Source organism: Stieleria maiorica, from assembly GCF_008035925.1.
GTDB classification, from domain to species: domain Bacteria; phylum Planctomycetota; class Planctomycetia; order Pirellulales; family Pirellulaceae; genus Stieleria; species Stieleria maiorica.
Map to the genome: position 1 here is coordinate 1,505,158 of NZ_CP036264.1, position 18,117 is coordinate 1,523,274.

Below are 18,117 nucleotides of genomic sequence, written 5' to 3' on the forward strand. Positions count from 1 at the left end.
GAGGTGTGGGGCGTCAAAGGAGCGGCGTGCAGAAATGAGACTCCAACCCGAGTCTCCGCCGAATCCTAGGTCGCCGATGCGTCGTACCAATCCAGCCCCAGGTCCAACCATGTCGCTTGGTGCGTCAACGCGCCGCTGCTGATGCGTTCCACGCCGGTCGCAGCGATCGCAGCGATCGTGTCAATCGTGACGGTTCCGGAGACTTCCAATTCGACCGCCGGATTGAGTTCGTCGCGAAGCTGGACGGCCGCCCGGATGTCGTCCAACGAGAAGTTGTCGATCAACACGATGTCGGGGCCGGCCGGCAGCACCTCGCGCAATTGGTCCAACGTGTCGACTTCGATCTCGACGATCGGCGGCGCCGTCATCCGCCGGATCTGGCCGCCCCGCCACTGCAACGCCTTTTCCACCGCGACACGCGGCGACATCGGCCGGCCGGCGGTGCCGCCGAGTTGCAAGTGGTTGTCCTTGATCAAGAATCCGTCATACAGTCCACGACGATGATTGCGGCCTCCGCCACACGTCACCGCGTACTTTTCCAGCAATCGCCAGCCGGGGGTGGTTTTCCGCGTGTCATAGACCGATGCCTTGGCACCGGCGATCGCGTCCACGTAGGTTTTCGCCTGTGTCGCGACGCCGCACAGACGCGACAGCAGATTCAAAATCGTCCGTTCGCTGGTCAGCAGATCTCGGACGTTGCCACGCAATCGCGCGATCGCTTGCCCGGGGACCAACGCCTGGCCGTCCTCGCCGAGCACTTCCAATTCGAGATCGGCTTGGAATTCATCCACGATCCAGGGCAGGACCGCCATCCCGGCCGTCACGCCCGATTCCCGCGGCACGATTTCACAACCGCCACGCCGCTCGTCGTCGACCATGCAAACACTGGTCCAGTCCACCGAATCGCTCAGGTCCTCGGCGATCGCCAAACGGACCAGCAATCGGGTATCGTTCTCCAGAGATGAATCCGCGGTGACGGTGACGTAGTCGGGCATGATGATTGGGCGGGTGGGTGGAAGACGCTAGCAATATCTATTTGAAGAAAGTCGGCCCAAGATCGTATCAAACGTCTTGCGGCCGCCGATGCGATGCAAAACCATGACATCGGTGGCGGAAACTCTAACGCGACTCGGTGTCGGCGTCCAAGCGGGCGTCTCGGTCGCAACTAGCAGTCCGCCGCAGCTCATGGCTCGGGTCGTAGCGGAAGCCGCCAAGGCTTTCGGCCTCCCGGCGCGGCGTTGCAGCGCCAGTGCGAAACTCTTGGCGAGTTCCGCTACCCGAAAACCAAGCTGCCGCGGCCGATTAGTGAATCAATGGGATTGGCGGGTGACAAACCGGTCTCCAGTGCACAGGCAGGGGCGGATGAACGCGGAAACGGACCGGAGTTTACCATCGCTGTTGCATCCGGCGATTCAAAACGCCACCGCCACGCTGTCATTGGTTGCCATGGTGACGATCGCCGGGCTGGCGTATTGGACCGGAATCTCGGGACGGCCGATCGATCGGGAAGCCGCCCGGGCCGTCCAGTCGACCTTCCAAATCGATCTCAACCGGGCCGAGAAGCGTGAATTGATGCTGTTGCCCGGAGTCGGGGAGCGGACGGCCGAACGGATTTTGGAAGATCGCGAGCGCAACGGTCCGTTTCTTTCGTTTCATGATCTGCAGCGGGTGCCCGGAATCGGCCCAAAAACGATCCAAGAGATTTCGCCGCATTGCCGCCCGGTGACCGACTCGGGCGGTCCGTCGGGCGATCGGTTGGTGGCCGAGCGGTAGCAACGTTGCCTCGTTCCCAGGCTCCGCCTTGGAACGCGCTGCCGGTGTGGCTCCCGCCACACACCGTGAGCAAGCCCAGGCAGAGCCCGGGAACGAGGCAGTGAGGCAGCGTGGCGATCGTACGCGGAGTCGCCCGGCGATCAAATCAGCCGCTTGGCCGCGTCGCACAGTGATTGGGCTTGGGATTCGGATTCCGCCTCGGCGATCATCCGCACGATCGGTTCGGTGTTGCTGCCGCGGACCAACAACCAGCGATCGGGCCAGGCCAGTCGCAGCCCGTCACTTTGGTCGACGCTGGCGTCGGAGAATTTTTCGCAAAGTTGTTGAAAAAGTTCTGGTAAGCGATCGGTCGATACCGCTGCTTTGTCTTTGCAGATGGCCAGTTTGGGGAGCGCATCGGCAAGCTCCGCCAACGATTTGCCGGTCGAGGCCATCAGGTCCAACACCTGGGCCATGGCGACGAAGCTGTCGCGGACGTAACCGACCCGCGGGTCGATCGGCCCACCGTTGCCTTCGCCGCCGTAGGTGGCTCCGTTGGCGATCATTTTGTCGGCCACGTTGGCTTCACCGACGGCGCTGCGATAGGCCGGGACGCCGGCTGCTTCGGCCAACCGTTCGCTCATCCCGCTGGTCGCCCCGTTGATGACAATCGGGCCGCGAGTCGCATCGTCGGTCAGGGCGCGTTGAACGCACAATGCCAACGTGTACTCTTCGCCGATGTAGCGACCCTCGCCATCAATCAACGCCAACCGGTCGGCGTCGGGGTCTTGGCAGAATCCGACGGCGCACCCGGATTTGGAAACCGTCTCGGCGACACCGGCCAAGTTTTCCGCGGTCGGTTCGGGGACGTGTTCGAATTGGCCGTCGGGGGTTGCACCGAGCGCGGTCACGTCGCAACCGAGTGCCGTCAGCAAACGCACGCCCAACAAGCCCCCGGCACCATGATTGCTGTCGATCAGGACCCGGTACTTTGCCGCCCGAATCGCATCGACAGCGACGGTCTTGAGGACGGCATCTAGGTGGGCTTGGTGCGGATCGGACTCGGTGCTCACGTCGCCGATTTCGTCGAAGGGGCACCAGGCGGCGGTTCCGGCCAAATAGGCGTCACGGATTTTAGCGCCGGTGTCTGCGTCGAGCACTCGGCCGTCGCCGCCGAACAGCTTGATCCCGTTGTAGGGCGGCGGGTTGTGGCTGGCGGAGATCTGGACGGCACCGGCGGCGCCGGTGTGTTTGACCAGCACACCGATCGTGGGTGTGGACGCCACGTCGGCGTCAATCACGTTGCGACCGCAGGCCCGGAGCGCGGCGACGATCGCGTCACGCAGCATCGGGCCGCTGCTGCGTCCGTCGCGGCCGACGATGATCGTGCCCGCCGGCAGTTGTGCGGCGAATGCCGCCACGTAGCCGCCGGCGACGACGGGGGTCAACGTTTCGCCGACGATTCCGCGAAGTCCGCTGACACTGATGATTAACTTGCTCATCCAATGGTTCCGATTGCGCTAAAGATTCGGTACAAGGCGCCGTTGCCCCCCATGACTCTGGTTCGACCGGCGGTCGAGTCAACCGGTCGTTGCAATGCACACCGGTAAATAAATAGAATCGCCGGCGACCGTATCGGCAAGAACACGTGATCGCCTCTCCGCTGAACCACAGGCACCCTCTCGATGAACGCTACCGACGCCCTGGCCGCCGCGAAACAAGCGGTTTCCGACGGAAAACTGAGCGAAACGGCTGTTGAAAATATCCAGCGTTGGCTGACCGAAGATCGTTACGCGCAGTACCGCGATCAGGTCGCCACAGAGATTAGGCAGCAGAAGTGGCAAGCACTCGACGACGCGTTCTGGACCATCATCCCGTTCGGAACCGGCGGCCGCCGCGGTCGCATGCACCCGATCGGTTCCAATGCCATCAACGACCGCACGATCGGTGAAAGCGCCCAGGGGCTTGCCGACTATGTGGTCGACTACCACAAGGGGCAAAAGGATCTGTCGTGCGTGATCGCATACGACACGCGGCACCAATCGCGACATTTCGCCGAACTGTGTGCCGGAATCATGGTCGCGGCCGGGTTCAAGGTCTATTTCATCGACGACTATCGCGCCACACCCCAACTGTCGTTTGCCGTCAGGTACAAGAACTGTGATTGCGGCATCATGGTCACCGCCAGCCACAATCCGCCCAGCGACAACGCCGTCAAAGTCTATTGGTCCAGCGGCGCGCAAGTCCTGCCGCCGCACGACAAAGCCATCATCGATCGAGTGATGAGCTGCGAAGAGATCCGCGTCACACCCTTCGCAGAGGCTCAAGCCGAAGGCAAGGTCGAGATCATTACCGCAGAAATCGACGAAGCTTTTGTGAAGGTTGCTTCCGAGCAAGCGTTCGAAGGTTCGCGTGACGTCCGTATTTTGTACACGCCGCTGCACGGGGTGGGCGCCGAAGCCGTGATGCCGTTGTTGGCCGCCGACGGTTTTTCGGACGTCGAAGTGTATGGTCCGCATGCCGAAAAGAGCGGTGATTTTCCCAATGTCCCGGGGCATGTTTCCAACCCCGAGAACAAAGCCGTTTTTGATGCTCCCGTCGAATACGCCCAAGCGGGCGGTTTCGACTTGGTCTTGGCCACCGACCCGGATTGTGACCGATTGGGCGTCGCCGCACCGTTGACGTTGGATCCGTCCGGCCCTTGGGGCACGTTCAACGGAAATCAAATCGGCGCGCTGTTGGCCGACTACATTTTGGGCAAACGCAAACAAGCGGGCACGCTGTCGGCCGACCACTACGTGATCAAGACCCTGGTGACGACCGAGCTGGTCCGCAGCCTGTGTGACAGCTATGGCGTGCGATGCGTCGGGGATCTGTTGGTCGGATTCAAGTACATCGCCCAGGCCATGGATGCCAACGGCCCGGACAAGTTTGCGTTCGGCACCGAAGAATCGCACGGCTACCTGGTCGGCCAGTACTGCCGCGACAAAGACGGCGCGGTCGCCTGCATGTTGCTCAGCGAATTGGCGGCCGATTTGAAACAACGCGGCGTGTCGATGCACGAACATCTGGCCACGCTCTACCGAACACACGGGCTGCACCGCGAACAGCTGATCAATCTGTTCATGGAAGGCAGCGAGGGGATGGCCGCGATGCAGCGTTTGATGAAGGCGTTCCGTGAATCGCCGCCGGAGGCGATGGCCGGCATCCCGGTGACGCGCGTCCGCGATTACCTGAACAGTGTCGCCACGGACACCGCGACCGGTGAATCGTCGCCGCTGGGTGATCCGGTCGGCAATCTGATCATCATGGATCTGGCCGAAGCAGGGAATTACGTCGCCGCCCGGCCCAGCGGCACCGAGCCCAAAATCAAGCTCTACGTGTTCACCAAACTGAGCGCCGAGGAGTCCCAAGACCTGGATGCCGCCGCGGAAAAACTTGGCCAGCGACTCGAGGCACTCGAATCCGACATGCGAGCCTTCGCCAAAGCCAATAGCTGAGGGATCGGTGGGAGAGGCTTCCAGCCTGTCCGTACGGGTCTCAATCTCGCGTAGCGGAACTCGTCAGCGGTTTGGCGTGTCGGATAGATCAACAAGCCCTTGACGACTTCCGCGACCACTAGAATTCGTCGGGCAATGCCAACAACCGTTTGGACTCTTCCAACAAAAACTCGGCGTCCATGAACGGTTCGTAGCTGATGTCTTGCCAACGCACGTGTCCTTGCCCGTCGATCAAGAAGGTTCCGTGCAAGGGTTGGTCTTCGAAATCATCCCAGCAACGAAATGTTTTGAACACCTGTTGCTCGCCATCAGAATACAGCGGCAAGTCGAGTTTCTTGTCAAAGGCCTTGATTCCGGTCATCAAATCATCGGGCGACTCGGTGCTGATGCCGACCAGATCGATGCCGGCCTTGCGAAAGGCATCCACGTGCGGCGAAAACGCGTGCAGTTGTTCGACGCAGTGCAAGCAGCCGAAGCCGAGATAGAAAATCAGGATCCTGGGGCGGTTGCCAAGTTCGACGTCCGTGACGACATCACCCTCGGGCGTTTTCGCTTGCCACGATTCACTCATGGACGGTTGCCAGCGGAACGGGCCCAGTTCATCGAGCGGAGGCCGCGCGCCGAGGTCGTTTGCCGGGGCGGGCTTCTTGCGCCAATCCGCTTCGGCGCCGGCCGATTCGGCCACGTCGGCCAGCGTGGCCAGTAAGGGGGTGTTCAGGTCCGCTTCGGCGGCGACGGTTCGCAGTTCTTCAAACCGCTTTTTTGCCTGGTCCTGTTTGCCGTCTTTCCACAACAGGTCGACCAGAACGGCCAGCGGGCGAACCTCGGATGGACCCGATTTGACGGCCCGCTCGGCCGCTTTGATGGCGGCGGCGCGGTCACCGGCCATCCCCAACCACCGGGCCTCCATGGTCGCGTCCAGTTTGGCGGCCTTGAGGTGCTTGTTCAGCGCCGCGACGTCCTTGCGTTTGACCGCCGCTGCTGCTGCGACTCGGGCGATGACTTGGCGCAACGATTCCAGTTCCTTCTTCAACTCCTTCGGTGCGTCGTTGTCTTCCGCAGTTTCACTGTCCGCGGTTTCACTGTCCGCGGTTTCACTGTCCGCGGCGTCCAGCAGACGCGATTGCAATTCGATTCGCTGGCGTTGCAGTTTGCGAAGCGATTTCGCACCGTCGGATTTGGCCCCCGTCATGAACTGTGCCACGCCCAGCCAGCCGAGTTCGTTTTGGCGTGTCTCTTGATGTTCGGTCGGCGGCAAGTACTGGCCGCCCAATTCATCAATCAGTTGTTGCCACAATCCATAACCGGTCAACGTTTGCACCAGACGTTGCCGGCCGTATTGATAGCTGCCGCGTTTTTCCAGCGAGTTGTACTCGGGGTGCCGCGGTAAGGAGACCAGATTTCGCGCCAGATCGACGGCTTCGTCGACGCGTCCGATGTGATTCAGATTGCGGACCAGCCATTCGTTGTTGTGCGCGAAGTTGTGAATCTGGTCGGGCATCAGCCGTGTGCGAATCATGTGTGAGTGGTCGACGCGTGCGGAGGCTTCTTGTTGCCAGGCGGCATCGGAGTATCGTTTCAGCTTGGAGTAAATGTGGCCGGGCATGTGCCACATGTGGGCGATCCCCGGACTGGACGGACCGCACTCGGCCGCCGAGACCAACGCGTTTTCCGGGCGTGCCGAATCCCACAAGTGGATTCGATAGTGATGGGCCGGATGATCCGGATTGGCGGCAAAGATTTCCGCCAGCAACGCTTCGACGGCATAGCGGCTGGTCAGTTTGACGCCGTAGCGGTCCCCCATCCACAGCTGGACTACCAGGAATGCTTTGGCTTCGATGTCGTCGGGAGACTCGTGCAAGATCTTTTCCAGATCGGCGATGTAACGTTCACCACGTTTCGTCTTTTCCTCCTTCTCGCGTTCTTTCCGGTCTTTTGATGGCTCGTCGTCATCGTCTGTTTGGTCCTGCTTGGGCAGGAAACGATCCAGAGCATCGATGTAGAGTTTCTCTCGCTTGGACGTGTTTTTCGCTGATTTCTCTTTGGCCTCGTCGATAAACCCCCGGGCCCTATCGTCGTTGTTGACATTGGCCATCGCCATGCCCCAGTACGCGATCGCCAGATCGGGATCCTCCTTGGCGGCTTGGCGAAACGAGCGTTCGGCTTCCAGGTACCAGAACCCGTGCAGCTGAGCGATCCCTTGTTCGATAAAACCTTGGGCAGCTTCGGACTCTGTCGACGTGGGGAACTCGATTTTCGCCATCCCCGGCATCATCACCGCGGCTTGGCGTGGGCCTTGGTTGAAGGCTTCGCCGTGGTAGCTGTGACCGGCGGCGACCGAATCGGTTGCCGCAGAGTCGGCGGCATCAAGAGGTGACGCAGTCGAACCGACGAGCAAAACGATGCAGAAGACACGAAAAAAAGACATGTGACGGTGCAAGCGATCGAGGTGGGGAGATTGGGTGGGAAGCGAATTGTAGTGCAATCGATTGCCAAATTCATTTTCTTACCCCCCAAATATTCTTACCGCTTTCCCGCGCTACCCACGCGCATTTCATCACCAGACGCCTTGTCCGCAGCGCGAACCCCTTTGGACCGGGGGTGTCCGATCGGTAGCGATCCTTGCTACCGACAGTGTTGAAAAGGGGCTTTGACCGGCCCCCGACTTGTCTGATTCATGGGGATTTGTTTGTCGCTCGGTAGACTTTCGACGGCGAATCCCGCGGGGCCGTGTCATCACAGCGGCTACTCGTGTGGGAGCAGCCGGATACGGAATCTCGGATTTCATTAGACCACTCGTATGAAGTCCGTTTGGATACGATGCGCCGCATCGTCTCGGGGCTTCGCCCCAACTGTGAACCGATTCAGACAGGTTGATCATGCGTCGAATCCTGAAAACAGAACGAATGCCACCGGCAAGATCAGGCGCATGCCGCTTACCGGGGGCCAGGAAGACGGGCGGTTGAGTCCATCGCTGAGAACGCAACGGGCGTTCCCGGCGAACATTGGACCATCGTTTTCTGGGGACAGGAATTCGATCGCGACGAGAACGCTGACTCGATGCAAACTATGCCGATGGCTTGTTGCTCGCTGTGGCGAAACGGCACATTCTTTCGCCTCAGCGGGCCAGCCCATCGGTCGCTTCTGATAAAAAATTGTCGTGTCGTGGACTTCTCCGCGTGCACGACCGAATTGCAGTTGTAGGAATCGTCCATGCGTGATCTCGATCTCTGGCTTGCCTTGGGCGATAGCGATTCGGTTGCCGACTTGGCAATTCAGATCGATGCGCTTGCCCATGCGCCGCTGCACCGCCGCACACCGTTTTTCGCTCGGCTTTTGCCACTGGCGCGTCACGCGGATCCGGGGGTGCGTCGGGCCACGCTGAAAACGTTTGCCGGTTGCGATGGGTTGCGGGTGCGGCGTGAATGCGTGGTGGCGTTGGACGATGAAGCACCCGAGGTCGTCTCGACGGCGCTTGACGTGATCGCGTCGGCCCCGCGACGGTCCACATGGGCGCATGCCCTCTTTCATCGACGCTCTGAAGTGCGTCGTGACGCGGTGGCGATTGCGATGGGCGGCGGTTCACAGGGCCGCCCCCAGGCCCACGACGCCGATCTGTCGTTGTTCTTGCTGGCCGATGTCGACAGCCAGGGCGTCGTTGTCGACCACTTGGACGAACTGCAACTGGACCATGTTCCGTTTCATTTGCTGATCGATTTGCATCGCACCGGTCATCTGGATGATGGAATCGCCCGGCGGTTGGTATTGAGGTCGTCGGTTGACGATCTGCTGATTTTCATTCGCGAGGGGCTGTCCGCCGACAGCAGCAAGCCCGACGTCGGTTGGTTGATCGATCTGTTTTGGGAGGCGGGCGATCTGAACGACGTGGAATACACTTCGTCGCGTTTCCCGCGTGGTGTGTTTGCATCGTTGTGCGAATCGATCGCCGCCAAGCGTGGTTGGTGGTTGGACCAAGACTTTGTCCTGTTATGCCAAGACATCGCGAGACAACGCGGGCATTGGAATTTGGAGATCGCCCGGATTTGTGTGTTGGACATGGCACAGGAAGCGGCGTGGTTGTACGAGAAAATATTGCCCGCGGATGTTTTTCGAACCTCCATGGAAGTGCTTTACGAACGTGGGCTCGCCCGCGATGAAGTCAGCGGGACGATCGTCGACCAGCTTCTGCAGTTGCCGTTTTGCCGACGACCGAGCGGGCAACTCGACTTGTGGACACTCGGCGCGATCCTGCATTTGCGCCGCCGAGACGGATTCAAACGATTGCTCGGCATTTACAAATCCTCTCAGATCGCCGCCGGATTTGACGAACATCCCGAGGAATCGGTGCGGTTGTTTTCGTATCCCGGGGCCACTCGCCAGCGCAGCGATCTGATTGAGGCGGTTTTCGCGCGGCGCCGAAAAGATCCCTTGGCGGTCGCAGTGATGATGTGCGCGTTGCCGGCCGACGGACTGGCTTTTGCCGCGCGTTTGACGGCGCATGAGACGGTCAAGGCACTGCGCGCCCTAGCGGAACTGTGTGTGCGCCAGGGGTGGTCGGTTTCAGCCAACAAATCGGCAGCGATCTCCCATCAGCTCTCTCGGCGATTCTTCGTCGGGGACACCTTGCATCATGACGCCTTTGCCACCTTCCTGAATCAGTGGCTGCAAGGCGAGTGGTCATCGTTTGGCGATGTCCAGGATCGTCTCCGGGACGAGATCGCAGTCGATTCTGACCATCGGGTTGTGCGTCACTGCGCAGACTTTTCGGTCGCCGTTGACGTGATGACCGACGTCGTGCGACGGATGGACACCGCGGACATTGCCAAGTGGATTCGCGAAACGCTACCGCCGGCGACGATCGCAAGGTTTTTGTCGTTGATGCCTTGCTGCAGCGGTCTGTCGTACGCACTGGAGATCGCGTTAGCGCAGGAATTGGCGGGGCATGCGGACCCGGCAATTGCCCGCTGGGCCGGTGATCGTGTCGTGATCGCCGATCGGGGAACGAGTCATCATCAAACGCTCGCCGAAATCGATGAAACGAGCCGGATGACGCCGATATCGGATGCTTTGGCCCAAGAAATCCGTACCGCGGCCCCGCATCGGTTGGAGTCGGTTGTGCGACCGTTGGGGACGGGGCGTCGTCGCGGGATCGCGGCGGCGTTTGCCGATCGTGCCGACCCGGTCAACCACGACGAAAGGGTTTGGGCGTGCGTCGCACTGCTCTGTTCCGGGGACGGAATCGATGACGTTGCGGCGGGCGTTGCACGCTATTCACTGGACCAAGACGGCATCATTAACGCGGCCGCCAATGAGCTGACATCGCTGGGGGATTTTGCCAATCTCGGAACTCTGGGCCTGGTCGTGATGTATCGCTGGGAGGCTGCCGCGTTCGCGTTCGCCCAGCGGTGCATGCGGAAGGACGATGAATGCATCGGCTGGATTCGTTTCGCCGACGAACTGGTTTCGAAGACGCTCGCCCATGACGTCGTTCAATGTCTCGCGCGCGTGCTGGCCTTGTTGATCGCGCGGGATTCGCCCCGTGCGACCGAACTGCTCACCGAATCTCATCTGGCGGCTTGGCTGGAACGGTTACCAACGAGCGGCGGAAAGCAAGCCGCCGGCGTGCTGATGCGGACGTTCAAGGCAGGATTGAACCCATCGGCAATGGCCGCACTGCGTGATCGAGCCGCCGAGATTCTGCCCAACGTGTCGGATGAACTTCAATTTGCACTTCGACCGTGGGTCGATGCGGCCGACCTTGGTTCGATGGCGATCACCGCCCGCGTTCGCAAGGAACCCAGCAGTCCCGATCTTGCGAGTGAGATCGCCGAATGTACAGACCTGCAGCGGCTATCCGATTGGCTTGAAGATCGAAACAGTGGGGGCGTCAGTGATGCCGCCGTGCGTCTGGTGGAACTCGGTCAGGCAGGGATCTGGAGCTTGGTTTCCACTTTGACCAAGCCGAATCCGGTGCGCTGCGTATCGATGATCGCGGAAACCATTGCACTTTGGCCGACCGAATCGATCGAACTCCTGAGGGAGTTGATCGATGGAGATCGCCCGCTGCCCGATTCGGTCCGATTTCTCGTCGCATTGGAAGCGTTGGATGCGTTTGGTGCAGAAAACGCCGACGCTCCGGGTATCCCGATCAACGCGACGCTGGATGCTGTCGCCCAATGGTTACTGCGACCGTGTGATGTCTCGTGGGTCCATGTGCTGGACATGCAACGCTTGATTCAGTGGTTTTCGCCATCTGCCAAGGACACCTGCGCGGCAATGTGGGTGGATTCCCCGCATCCGAATGTCTACCGATTTGCCGTCGCCCACAACATTGCCCGTCTGAACATGATCGATGACGAAGCGACATCCGAGGTCCGTTCGGTTGAAGCGGCCCTGGTGCGTTTTTTGCAGCACGGGACCGATCGCGATTCCACCTCGCGTTTGTCGGCATCGGTGGCACTCGCACGGCGTGGGAATTGGATCGGGTTTCCGATCCTGTTGTCACATCGGCTTTCAAAGGAGTTTGGAAAGCCATACGACCCACTGGAATCCATGCCGGAAAAGTTCTGCCCCGACGAGCTTGTGGTCGAAGTGACTCAGTCGCTGCTGATGGCGGGACCCAAGGCGGTTGCGGAGACGACTATCGCGTCGCTGGTCGATTTCTATCGAAGCAGCGAAAACGTCGTTGCCGCGGGGCGTTTGGTCATGCGTGAAGCGATCAACGAGAACGTTCGTCAAACAGCGGCTCAATTGATGCGCAGCGACGTCCATCGCCAAGCCAAGCTGCGCCGGATCGCAACCGTGTTTCAACGCGGCGTCCGGCTCGGACGCGAGCTGACCGGAAGATTATTCACAATCGAAATGATCGGCGGGTCCGATTTCGGTTACACCCGATTGAACGCCGACCGTGTGTCTATCAATCCGATGCCGCTGCTTAACGGAACGGCCAATGCCGAAGACATTGTTGAAGGGTTGATTCTGCACGAACTCGGTCATCACCTTTACCACCGAGGCGAGCAGCAGCAGGCGGTTTGGGAGCGAGCCGATTCGATGGGGATGGGCAAGCTGTTGAATCTGGTGGCCGACGAACACCTGGAACGCAATCTCCGCGCGCTCGATCGGTCTTACGGCGACCAGTTGAAACGTTTGGGGGCCTATGCGTTCAATCGAAGCGCAAAGGAATTCGATGTGGACTATGTCTTGAACCTGCTCGGCCGGCACATCGCGGCGGTCTTTCAAATGCATCCGCCTGGTGTCGCCCGCAATCCCGCTTGTTTGCGCGTTCGCGGTGGAGCGTTGTTGCAGGAACTGGAACGATCGGGGAGCAGTTTTTCGCGGTTCTTTCGTGCGCTGCGTCTGGGGTTGGGGAATCGACACGATGATCCCAAAGTCGCCGAGGGGCTGGCACTGTTTGACAAGGGGTTTCGCAAGTTGCAGATGCCACAATTGTTGGAGATTTGCAAACGTCTGCGTGAAATCTTTGGCGATGAAGCCTGTATGCAACGTTGCCTGTCGGTCGACGATTTGATTTCCGACCCCGATGGCGACGTGGTCGTCAAAGCTGATGGTCTGTCCAATGACGAACTGCAGTCGGAAATTCAACGCATACATCGAAAGCCGAGCGAGTCGTCGGAGTCTGGCGGCAGCGGGGGTGTCCGTGCGATCAACGTCGGTGAGGACGTGCAATTCGATTTGATCACCCAGATTCGTCGTTTGCCGTTTCATCCGGCGACGTATCAACCGTACGCCCGACAAGTTGCCGCCACTTCCAGACGGTTTCGCGGTTTCCTGCGAGATCTCGGGCTCAGTAATGTGCGATGTCCGCGACGGATCCGGGGGCGTCAGGTCGACGGGGCGAGTCTAAAGCAGCTCGTGATCAAGGGTGATCCGCGGGTGTTGGTGGCACGCGAGATGCGTTATCACAACGATCTGTTCTTGTCGGTTGTCGTCGACTGCAGCGGGTCGATGGAATTCGGCGACAACATGTCAAAGGCAAAGTTGTTTGCCGCCATGATGGCCGAAGCCTGTCGTGAACTCGAGGGCGTCGATTTGCGTCTGTTCGGATTCACCGACGCGGAGATCTATGACGCCGGCGATGCACGTCGGCCAGCGGTCGCGGAACTTCGGCCCGGCGGTGGGAACAACGATGCCGCCGCTTTGTGGCACGCGGCGGAGGTGGCATCAAAGTCCAAACGCAGTGCCAAAGTGGTGGTGATGATCAGCGACGGCTTGCCCACCGAATGCAGCACCGAAGCACTCAAGGCACTGGTCGCTCGTCTGTCGCGTCGTCGGGATCTGGTTTGCGCCCAAGTCGCCGTGCAATCGTTGGAAGAAGTTTGTTTTTCACATTACATCGAGTTGACCGACGCGGACACAATGGTCTCCGTCCAACGCTTCGGCGCGATCGTCGCCAGACTGGTCAAAAGCATTCTGTAAACGTGGATTCGTGAATATGGAAAAATGGAACATCGATGACCTGTCAGTCGGCATGCTGGTCGAAGCCACGTTTTGGGCTAATCCGGTCCAAACGAGCGACTTTCGCTTTCGTGCAACGCATCTCGACGGGCGCCGTGCCCCGAAGGTGGTGCTTTGCGACGACATGCGGATCGTCCCCGGAACGCCGTGTCGTGTCAGAATCAAAGCGATCAAGAAACCGGCACGCGAGGATCGCGGTTCGATCGAAGTCGAGTTCGATCGTTTGATGGAGTTCCGGCTCGACGGCGTGTACCTGGATCCGGTGGTCTCCAAAAAACTTCAAGTGTTGTTGGAGAGCGGGCTGAACATCTTGCTGGACGGGCCCCAGGGATGTGGAAAGACGGTCACGGCGCGTTCGATCGCCCAGACTTTGGGGATGGAGTTTGTGTTCTTCAACTGTGGCGCGGTCATCGATGCCAGCGACTTTTTGGCGACGATTCAAGTTCGCGCGTCGGAATCCGGATCACCCGTGACCGACTTTACCAAAACCGAGGTGTTGGAGGCACTGGAGGATGCCCTCGAATCGCCGGAAAAGCGTTACCTGATCTTTCTGGACGAGTTGAATCGCTGTCCCGAAAGCGCCCGCAACGCGTTGATGCCCGCACTCGATTCATCCCGTCGACTCTTTCACCCGATCGAAAACCGGTTCATCCGAATCGGTGACAACGTTCAATTCGTCGCGGCGGTCAATCGTGGCGGCGAGTTTTCGGCAACCTTTGGGATCGACGCCGCCCAATTGGATCGATTCGCGCCGGTCCAAATGGATTACCTGCCCGCGGACGAGGAGGTGAAATTGTTGAAGTCGCGGCACCCCGAATTGAGTGAAGCGATCTTGAAACGGATCGTCTCGCTCGCGGCAAAAGTCCGTCAGGCGGCCGAGATTTCGGGCGGATTGTCGGTTCGTGCGACCGACGAAGTTTGCGTTTATCTGAAGCATCCCCTGTTTGCCGAGCAGCCGCACAAAGACCTGCCCGAGATATTGAAGTCGTCTTTCTGCGGCCGCTTCGCCGGACGTTGGGATGACGTCACGACCGATGCCGGTGCCGTGTGGGCATTGATCCAGCGGGGGGCGACGAAAGAGGCTTGATGGGCGGCGGGCAATGGTTCCCGATGGGACGGCGGGACCACTTTTTTCTTCGTGAATGATCCAATGACCGAATCGATTTCAAAAGTCGCCGAGCGCGCGGGGCAATTCTTCATGGGGCAATCACCGATTCATCAGGCGATGCTGCGTCTGACCAAAGCTCTCGGCGAAATGAAAATCCCCTTCGCGATCGCCGGCGCGATGGCTGCCAATGCCCATGGTCACCGGCGAACGACAGCCGATATCAATATCCTGCTCCGCGATGAGGATCTGCAGAAATTCAAGCAGCAGTACATCGGTCGCGGTTGGGTCAACAAATTCGAGGGTTCCAAGAACTTTCGCGATGCGGTGCGCGCGGTCGACATCGACGCGTTGATCGTCGGCGGTTACCCCGGCGACGGGTTACCCAAGCCGGTCGCCTTCCCCGAACCGGAACGCGTCTGGGAGGTCAAGGAAGACGGGATCCCGTTTGTTTCGTTGAAGACCTTGCTGGAGCTGAAACTGGCCAGCGGCATGACGGCTCCGCATCGGATGCAAGACATGGCTGACGTGATGAACCTGATTCGTGCCAACGACCTGCCCCAAGACTACGCCGAGACCCTGGAGCCCTACGTCGCCGAAAAGTTCGGCGAGTTGTGGCAGGCGGCTCAGATCAGCGACGAGCACTAAAATCACTCGTACGTCCACTTCAGGATCCAGGGGTCGTCAAACTCCTTTTGCATCGCCTTCAGTTTCGCTTTGTACTTCTCCAACACATCGGCGTGCCCCGCGCTGGTCGCCAGGTTGGTTGATTCGTTGGGGTCGGTCCGCATGTCATACAACTCGAATTCGGGACGCTGGACGTAGCGTCCGACCGTCATCTGGCCGTAGGGTGCATCCTCGCCCTTGGCCAATTGGGCTTGCCAGCTGCTGGCGGCCCACAGATCCGAAGCGAACGGATAGGGAAGCGGGTGGGCGATGTTCCAGATCAATTTGAAATCCTGGTCGCGGACGACACGCATCGGATAGTACATCTGGATCTCGTGAAATGTATGCGACGCCATGATGGTTTCATGGTGCGGTTGGTCGGGGTTGGCCAACACAGGCATCCAGGACTTGCCATGGTACGACACAAACGGTTTGTTTCCGTTGCGGTTTTCCTTGAGTGCCTCGCCACGCTGCTTCCAAAACTTGTTGGCGTTCAAGGGATTTTTGGGACCGTTGGTTTCGGGATCCAAGCCGCCGGCGAAGTCGAGCAGGCTGGGGGTGATGTCGATGTGGCTGACCAGTGATTCCGATTCAACACCTCGCTCGGGTTGATACGGATCGCGAACGACAAACGGGACCCGCAAACCGCCTTCGTAAACCGTCGTCTTTCCACCGGCAAACGCCATCCCGTGATCGCTTGTGAAGACGATCATGGTTTTGTCGTACAGGTCGGCTTCTTTCAAAATCTGGACCAGTCGTGCGACGCCGGCATCGATTCGCGAGCATGACTGGTAGTACTGAGCCAGCTCTTCACGCGTTTCGGGCGTGTCGGGCAAGAACGGAGGGACGGTGACGTCGGCGGGATCAAAGAAGACTTCCTCGACGCCGGGAAAGGAGCCTCGATTCGGTTTGTTGCCGAACAGGTTGGGTTTCAATTCCGATTCGCTGGTCCGATCGACCCCGCCGCCGCGGTGGGGGTCGGAGGTCCCAAAGTACAGGAGGAACGGGCGGTCATCTTCGTTGTCGGTCAGGAACGCCTTCGACGTTTCCGCCATCTCGACCGCGTTTCGCGAGTTGGCGTTCAGGTAGGTTTCGAACTGATAAACCGTTTCCGGGGCGACGTGGTATTTGCCGATCTGGGCGGTGCGGTAGCCGGCTCGCTGCATCACCCGTGGCAAGGCGAGGGAGACGACGTCGTGAAAGGAGGCGAATTTGTGATAGTGATGCTGGTGTCCGAATTGTCCGTTACGGTGATTGTGCAAACCGCTCATCACGACGCTGCGACTGGCGCTGCAGGAGGCGGTCGTCGCAAACGCGTTGCGAAAGACCATGCCGTCGGCGGCCAACGCGTCGATCGCCGGAGTTTTCGCCGCGGTGTCGCCATAACACCCCAGCGTCGGGCTTTCATCGTCGGTGATGATGAAAATGACGTTCCGCTCGGCGGCGAGGCTGGCCGTTGTCAGCAGGAGTGACGAAGTGAAGACGGTGAGGAGGCAAAGCGAGATTCGGGCGAGCATCGGAGGTTTGTGTGCGGGGCGGAAGGGGGGAACCGAAGGCTCCATATTCTAGTCGAATCCGCAGCGTCGAGTGGACGAGTGGCCGGCGGTGGTGTGGTTTCGACGTGGGCCGTTCGCTGACGCTTCCCGCTGGCAGGTGTTGGACGATCTAAATCCCCATCTGCGCCAGCATGTCGGCGATGCGGCCGACCGTCCGAGTCAGTACCGGGTGCGATTCCTGGAACGCTTCGGTTTGCTCTTGCAACCGTTTGGCGAGCGACGCCGAATCCACTTCTTGTTCGTCCAGCGTGCTGGAGATCTCTTCGGCGGCCCGCCGCAGCCGCTCCGCCTCATCGGGCTCCAGGGTCTCGATCGACTCCAGGGCCGTGTGGAGTTGTCGGAGGGCTTCTTCGAGTTCGTTTCGCATCGCTGGTTTTTATCTCGCCAAATCGCTCATCACTGGTGGGCCCGAGGGGGCGGCCGCGGAAAAGGGGTCAGGTACCAAAAATGCGAAGCACCCTTCGGGCCATTTGGTTTTTGGTACCTGACCCCTTTTCCGCTCGACAAACGCAACCCGAAAATTTAACGCTGACAAAGCACGAGGGGCCTGAATCCTATTAGACTATTCTGGGAATGCGTCTGCAAACTCCCCCAGGATATCCATGGTCGAAATGATCCCGACCAGACGGCCGTTGTCATCCAGTACCGGCAAATGATGGATTTGGTCCTTCAGCATCGTGCGAACGGCTTTCAGGATGGTGGCCTTGGCGTCGACCGTGCAAACCGTTTCACTCATGAAGGATTGAATCGATTCGCTGCCCATGCTGTGGATCAATTTCTCGACCAAAAAGCGTTGGCTGGCCGGATCGGCATGGTCCAGTTCGTAGACGTCGTCGTCGACATCGCGGGTCATGTCCACCAAGTCCGATGTCGATAGGATTCCGACACAATGATCGTCGTTGTCGACCACCGGCAGCGTGGAGACACGATTCTCTTCCATCAGAATCAACGCTTCGTGAATCGTTCCGGCCGCGTTAATCGTGACCACATCGCGATTCATGATGTCTTTGATGGGGCGGGAATAAACATCTTGTTGGGCAACCATCATTGTGTCCCTTGTGAG

At 59.6% G+C, this 18,117-nt stretch carries 11 protein-coding genes; 5 read left to right on the forward strand and 6 right to left on the reverse strand.

What is annotated here, in order from left to right:
* Positions 1-65: 65 nt before the first annotated feature.
* Positions 66-995 (reverse strand): carboxylating nicotinate-nucleotide diphosphorylase, encoded by a 930-nt coding sequence (nadC, locus tag Mal15_RS04930; protein ID WP_147866744.1) that lies wholly within the window; start codon positions 993-995, stop codon positions 66-68.
* A gap of 367 nt (positions 996-1,362) precedes the next feature.
* Between nadC and Mal15_RS33925 the strand changes: the two genes are divergently transcribed.
* Complete coding sequence (locus tag Mal15_RS33925; protein ID WP_167546636.1) at positions 1,363-1,773, forward strand: ComEA family DNA-binding protein; 411 nt, start codon at positions 1,363-1,365, stop codon at positions 1,771-1,773.
* A gap of 140 nt (positions 1,774-1,913) precedes the next feature.
* Here the strand turns inward: Mal15_RS33925 and glmM are convergent, their stop codons facing one another.
* A complete protein-coding gene (gene glmM / locus Mal15_RS04940; RefSeq protein ID WP_147866746.1) occupies positions 1,914-3,254 on the reverse strand; it encodes a phosphoglucosamine mutase in 1,341 nt (446 codons plus the stop codon).
* A gap of 183 nt (positions 3,255-3,437) precedes the next feature.
* Between glmM and Mal15_RS04945 the strand changes: the two genes are divergently transcribed.
* On the forward strand, positions 3,438-5,252 hold the full coding sequence (locus Mal15_RS04945) for a phospho-sugar mutase (RefSeq protein ID WP_147866747.1): 1,815 nt from the start codon (positions 3,438-3,440) through the stop codon (positions 5,250-5,252).
* A 118-nt stretch (positions 5,253-5,370) separates the two neighbouring features.
* Here the strand turns inward: Mal15_RS04945 and Mal15_RS04950 are convergent, their stop codons facing one another.
* Positions 5,371-7,680: a redoxin domain-containing protein gene (locus tag Mal15_RS04950; protein WP_147866748.1), complete on the reverse strand. Its 2,310-nt coding sequence runs from the start codon at positions 7,678-7,680 to the stop codon at positions 5,371-5,373.
* Between the two features lie 785 nt (positions 7,681-8,465).
* On the opposite strand from Mal15_RS04950, the gene Mal15_RS04955 reads away from it, so the two are divergent.
* The 3 genes from Mal15_RS04955 to Mal15_RS04965 all read left to right on the forward strand — a co-directional run bounded on the left by Mal15_RS04955 (position 8,466) and on the right by Mal15_RS04965 (position 15,480).
* Positions 8,466-13,688 carry a vWA domain-containing protein gene (locus Mal15_RS04955; protein WP_147866749.1) on the forward strand — a complete coding sequence of 1,741 codons (5,223 nt, stop codon included), beginning with the start codon at positions 8,466-8,468 and terminating at the stop codon, positions 13,686-13,688.
* 16 nt (positions 13,689-13,704) lie between these two features.
* The gene (locus Mal15_RS04960) at positions 13,705-14,814 is read left to right on the forward strand and encodes an AAA family ATPase (RefSeq protein ID WP_233903522.1); all 1,110 of its coding nucleotides are present in this window, start codon (positions 13,705-13,707) and stop codon (positions 14,812-14,814) included.
* Positions 14,815-14,877: 63 nt separating this feature from the next.
* Entirely contained in the window at positions 14,878-15,480 is a 603-nt protein-coding gene (locus Mal15_RS04965; protein ID WP_147866751.1) for a hypothetical protein, read from the forward strand.
* A 2-nt stretch (positions 15,481-15,482) separates the two neighbouring features.
* On the opposite strand, the gene Mal15_RS04970 is transcribed toward Mal15_RS04965, so the two are convergent.
* The 3 genes from Mal15_RS04970 to Mal15_RS04980 form a co-directional block, all read right to left on the reverse strand.
* Positions 15,483-17,015, reverse strand: coding sequence for a sulfatase family protein (locus tag Mal15_RS04970; RefSeq protein ID WP_147866752.1), 1,533 nt, complete (start codon positions 17,013-17,015; stop codon positions 15,483-15,485).
* 148 nt (positions 17,016-17,163) lie between these two features.
* On the reverse strand, positions 17,164-17,421 hold the full coding sequence (locus tag Mal15_RS04975) for a DUF4404 family protein (RefSeq protein ID WP_147866753.1): 258 nt from the start codon (positions 17,419-17,421) through the stop codon (positions 17,164-17,166).
* A 195-nt stretch (positions 17,422-17,616) separates the two neighbouring features.
* Positions 17,617-18,102 carry a CBS domain-containing protein gene (locus tag Mal15_RS04980; RefSeq protein ID WP_233903286.1) on the reverse strand — a complete coding sequence of 162 codons (486 nt, stop codon included), beginning with the start codon at positions 18,100-18,102 and terminating at the stop codon, positions 17,617-17,619.
* Positions 18,103-18,117: the final 15 nt, after the last annotated feature.

What these genes read in the sequence shown, in the direction of transcription:
- nadC (WP_147866744.1), bottom strand. Translation starts at nt 995, where the DNA reads ATGCCCGACTACGTCACCGTCACCGCGGATTCATCTCTGGAGAACGAT.
- Mal15_RS33925 (WP_167546636.1), top strand. Translation starts at nt 1,363, where the DNA reads ATGAACGCGGAAACGGACCGGAGTTTACCATCGCTGTTGCATCCGGCG.
- glmM (WP_147866746.1), bottom strand. Translation starts at nt 3,254, where the DNA reads ATGAGCAAGTTAATCATCAGTGTCAGCGGACTTCGCGGAATCGTCGGC.
- Mal15_RS04945 (WP_147866747.1), top strand. Translation starts at nt 3,438, where the DNA reads ATGAACGCTACCGACGCCCTGGCCGCCGCGAAACAAGCGGTTTCCGAC.
- Mal15_RS04950 (WP_147866748.1), bottom strand. Translation starts at nt 7,680, where the DNA reads ATGTCTTTTTTTCGTGTCTTCTGCATCGTTTTGCTCGTCGGTTCGACT.
- Mal15_RS04955 (WP_147866749.1), top strand. Translation starts at nt 8,466, where the DNA reads ATGCGTGATCTCGATCTCTGGCTTGCCTTGGGCGATAGCGATTCGGTT.
- Mal15_RS04960 (WP_233903522.1), top strand. Translation starts at nt 13,705, where the DNA reads ATGGAAAAATGGAACATCGATGACCTGTCAGTCGGCATGCTGGTCGAA.
- Mal15_RS04965 (WP_147866751.1), top strand. Translation starts at nt 14,878, where the DNA reads ATGACCGAATCGATTTCAAAAGTCGCCGAGCGCGCGGGGCAATTCTTC.
- Mal15_RS04970 (WP_147866752.1), bottom strand. Translation starts at nt 17,015, where the DNA reads ATGCTCGCCCGAATCTCGCTTTGCCTCCTCACCGTCTTCACTTCGTCA.
- Mal15_RS04975 (WP_147866753.1), bottom strand. Translation starts at nt 17,421, where the DNA reads ATGCGAAACGAACTCGAAGAAGCCCTCCGACAACTCCACACGGCCCTG.
- Mal15_RS04980 (WP_233903286.1), bottom strand. Translation starts at nt 18,102, where the DNA reads ATGATGGTTGCCCAACAAGATGTTTATTCCCGCCCCATCAAAGACATC.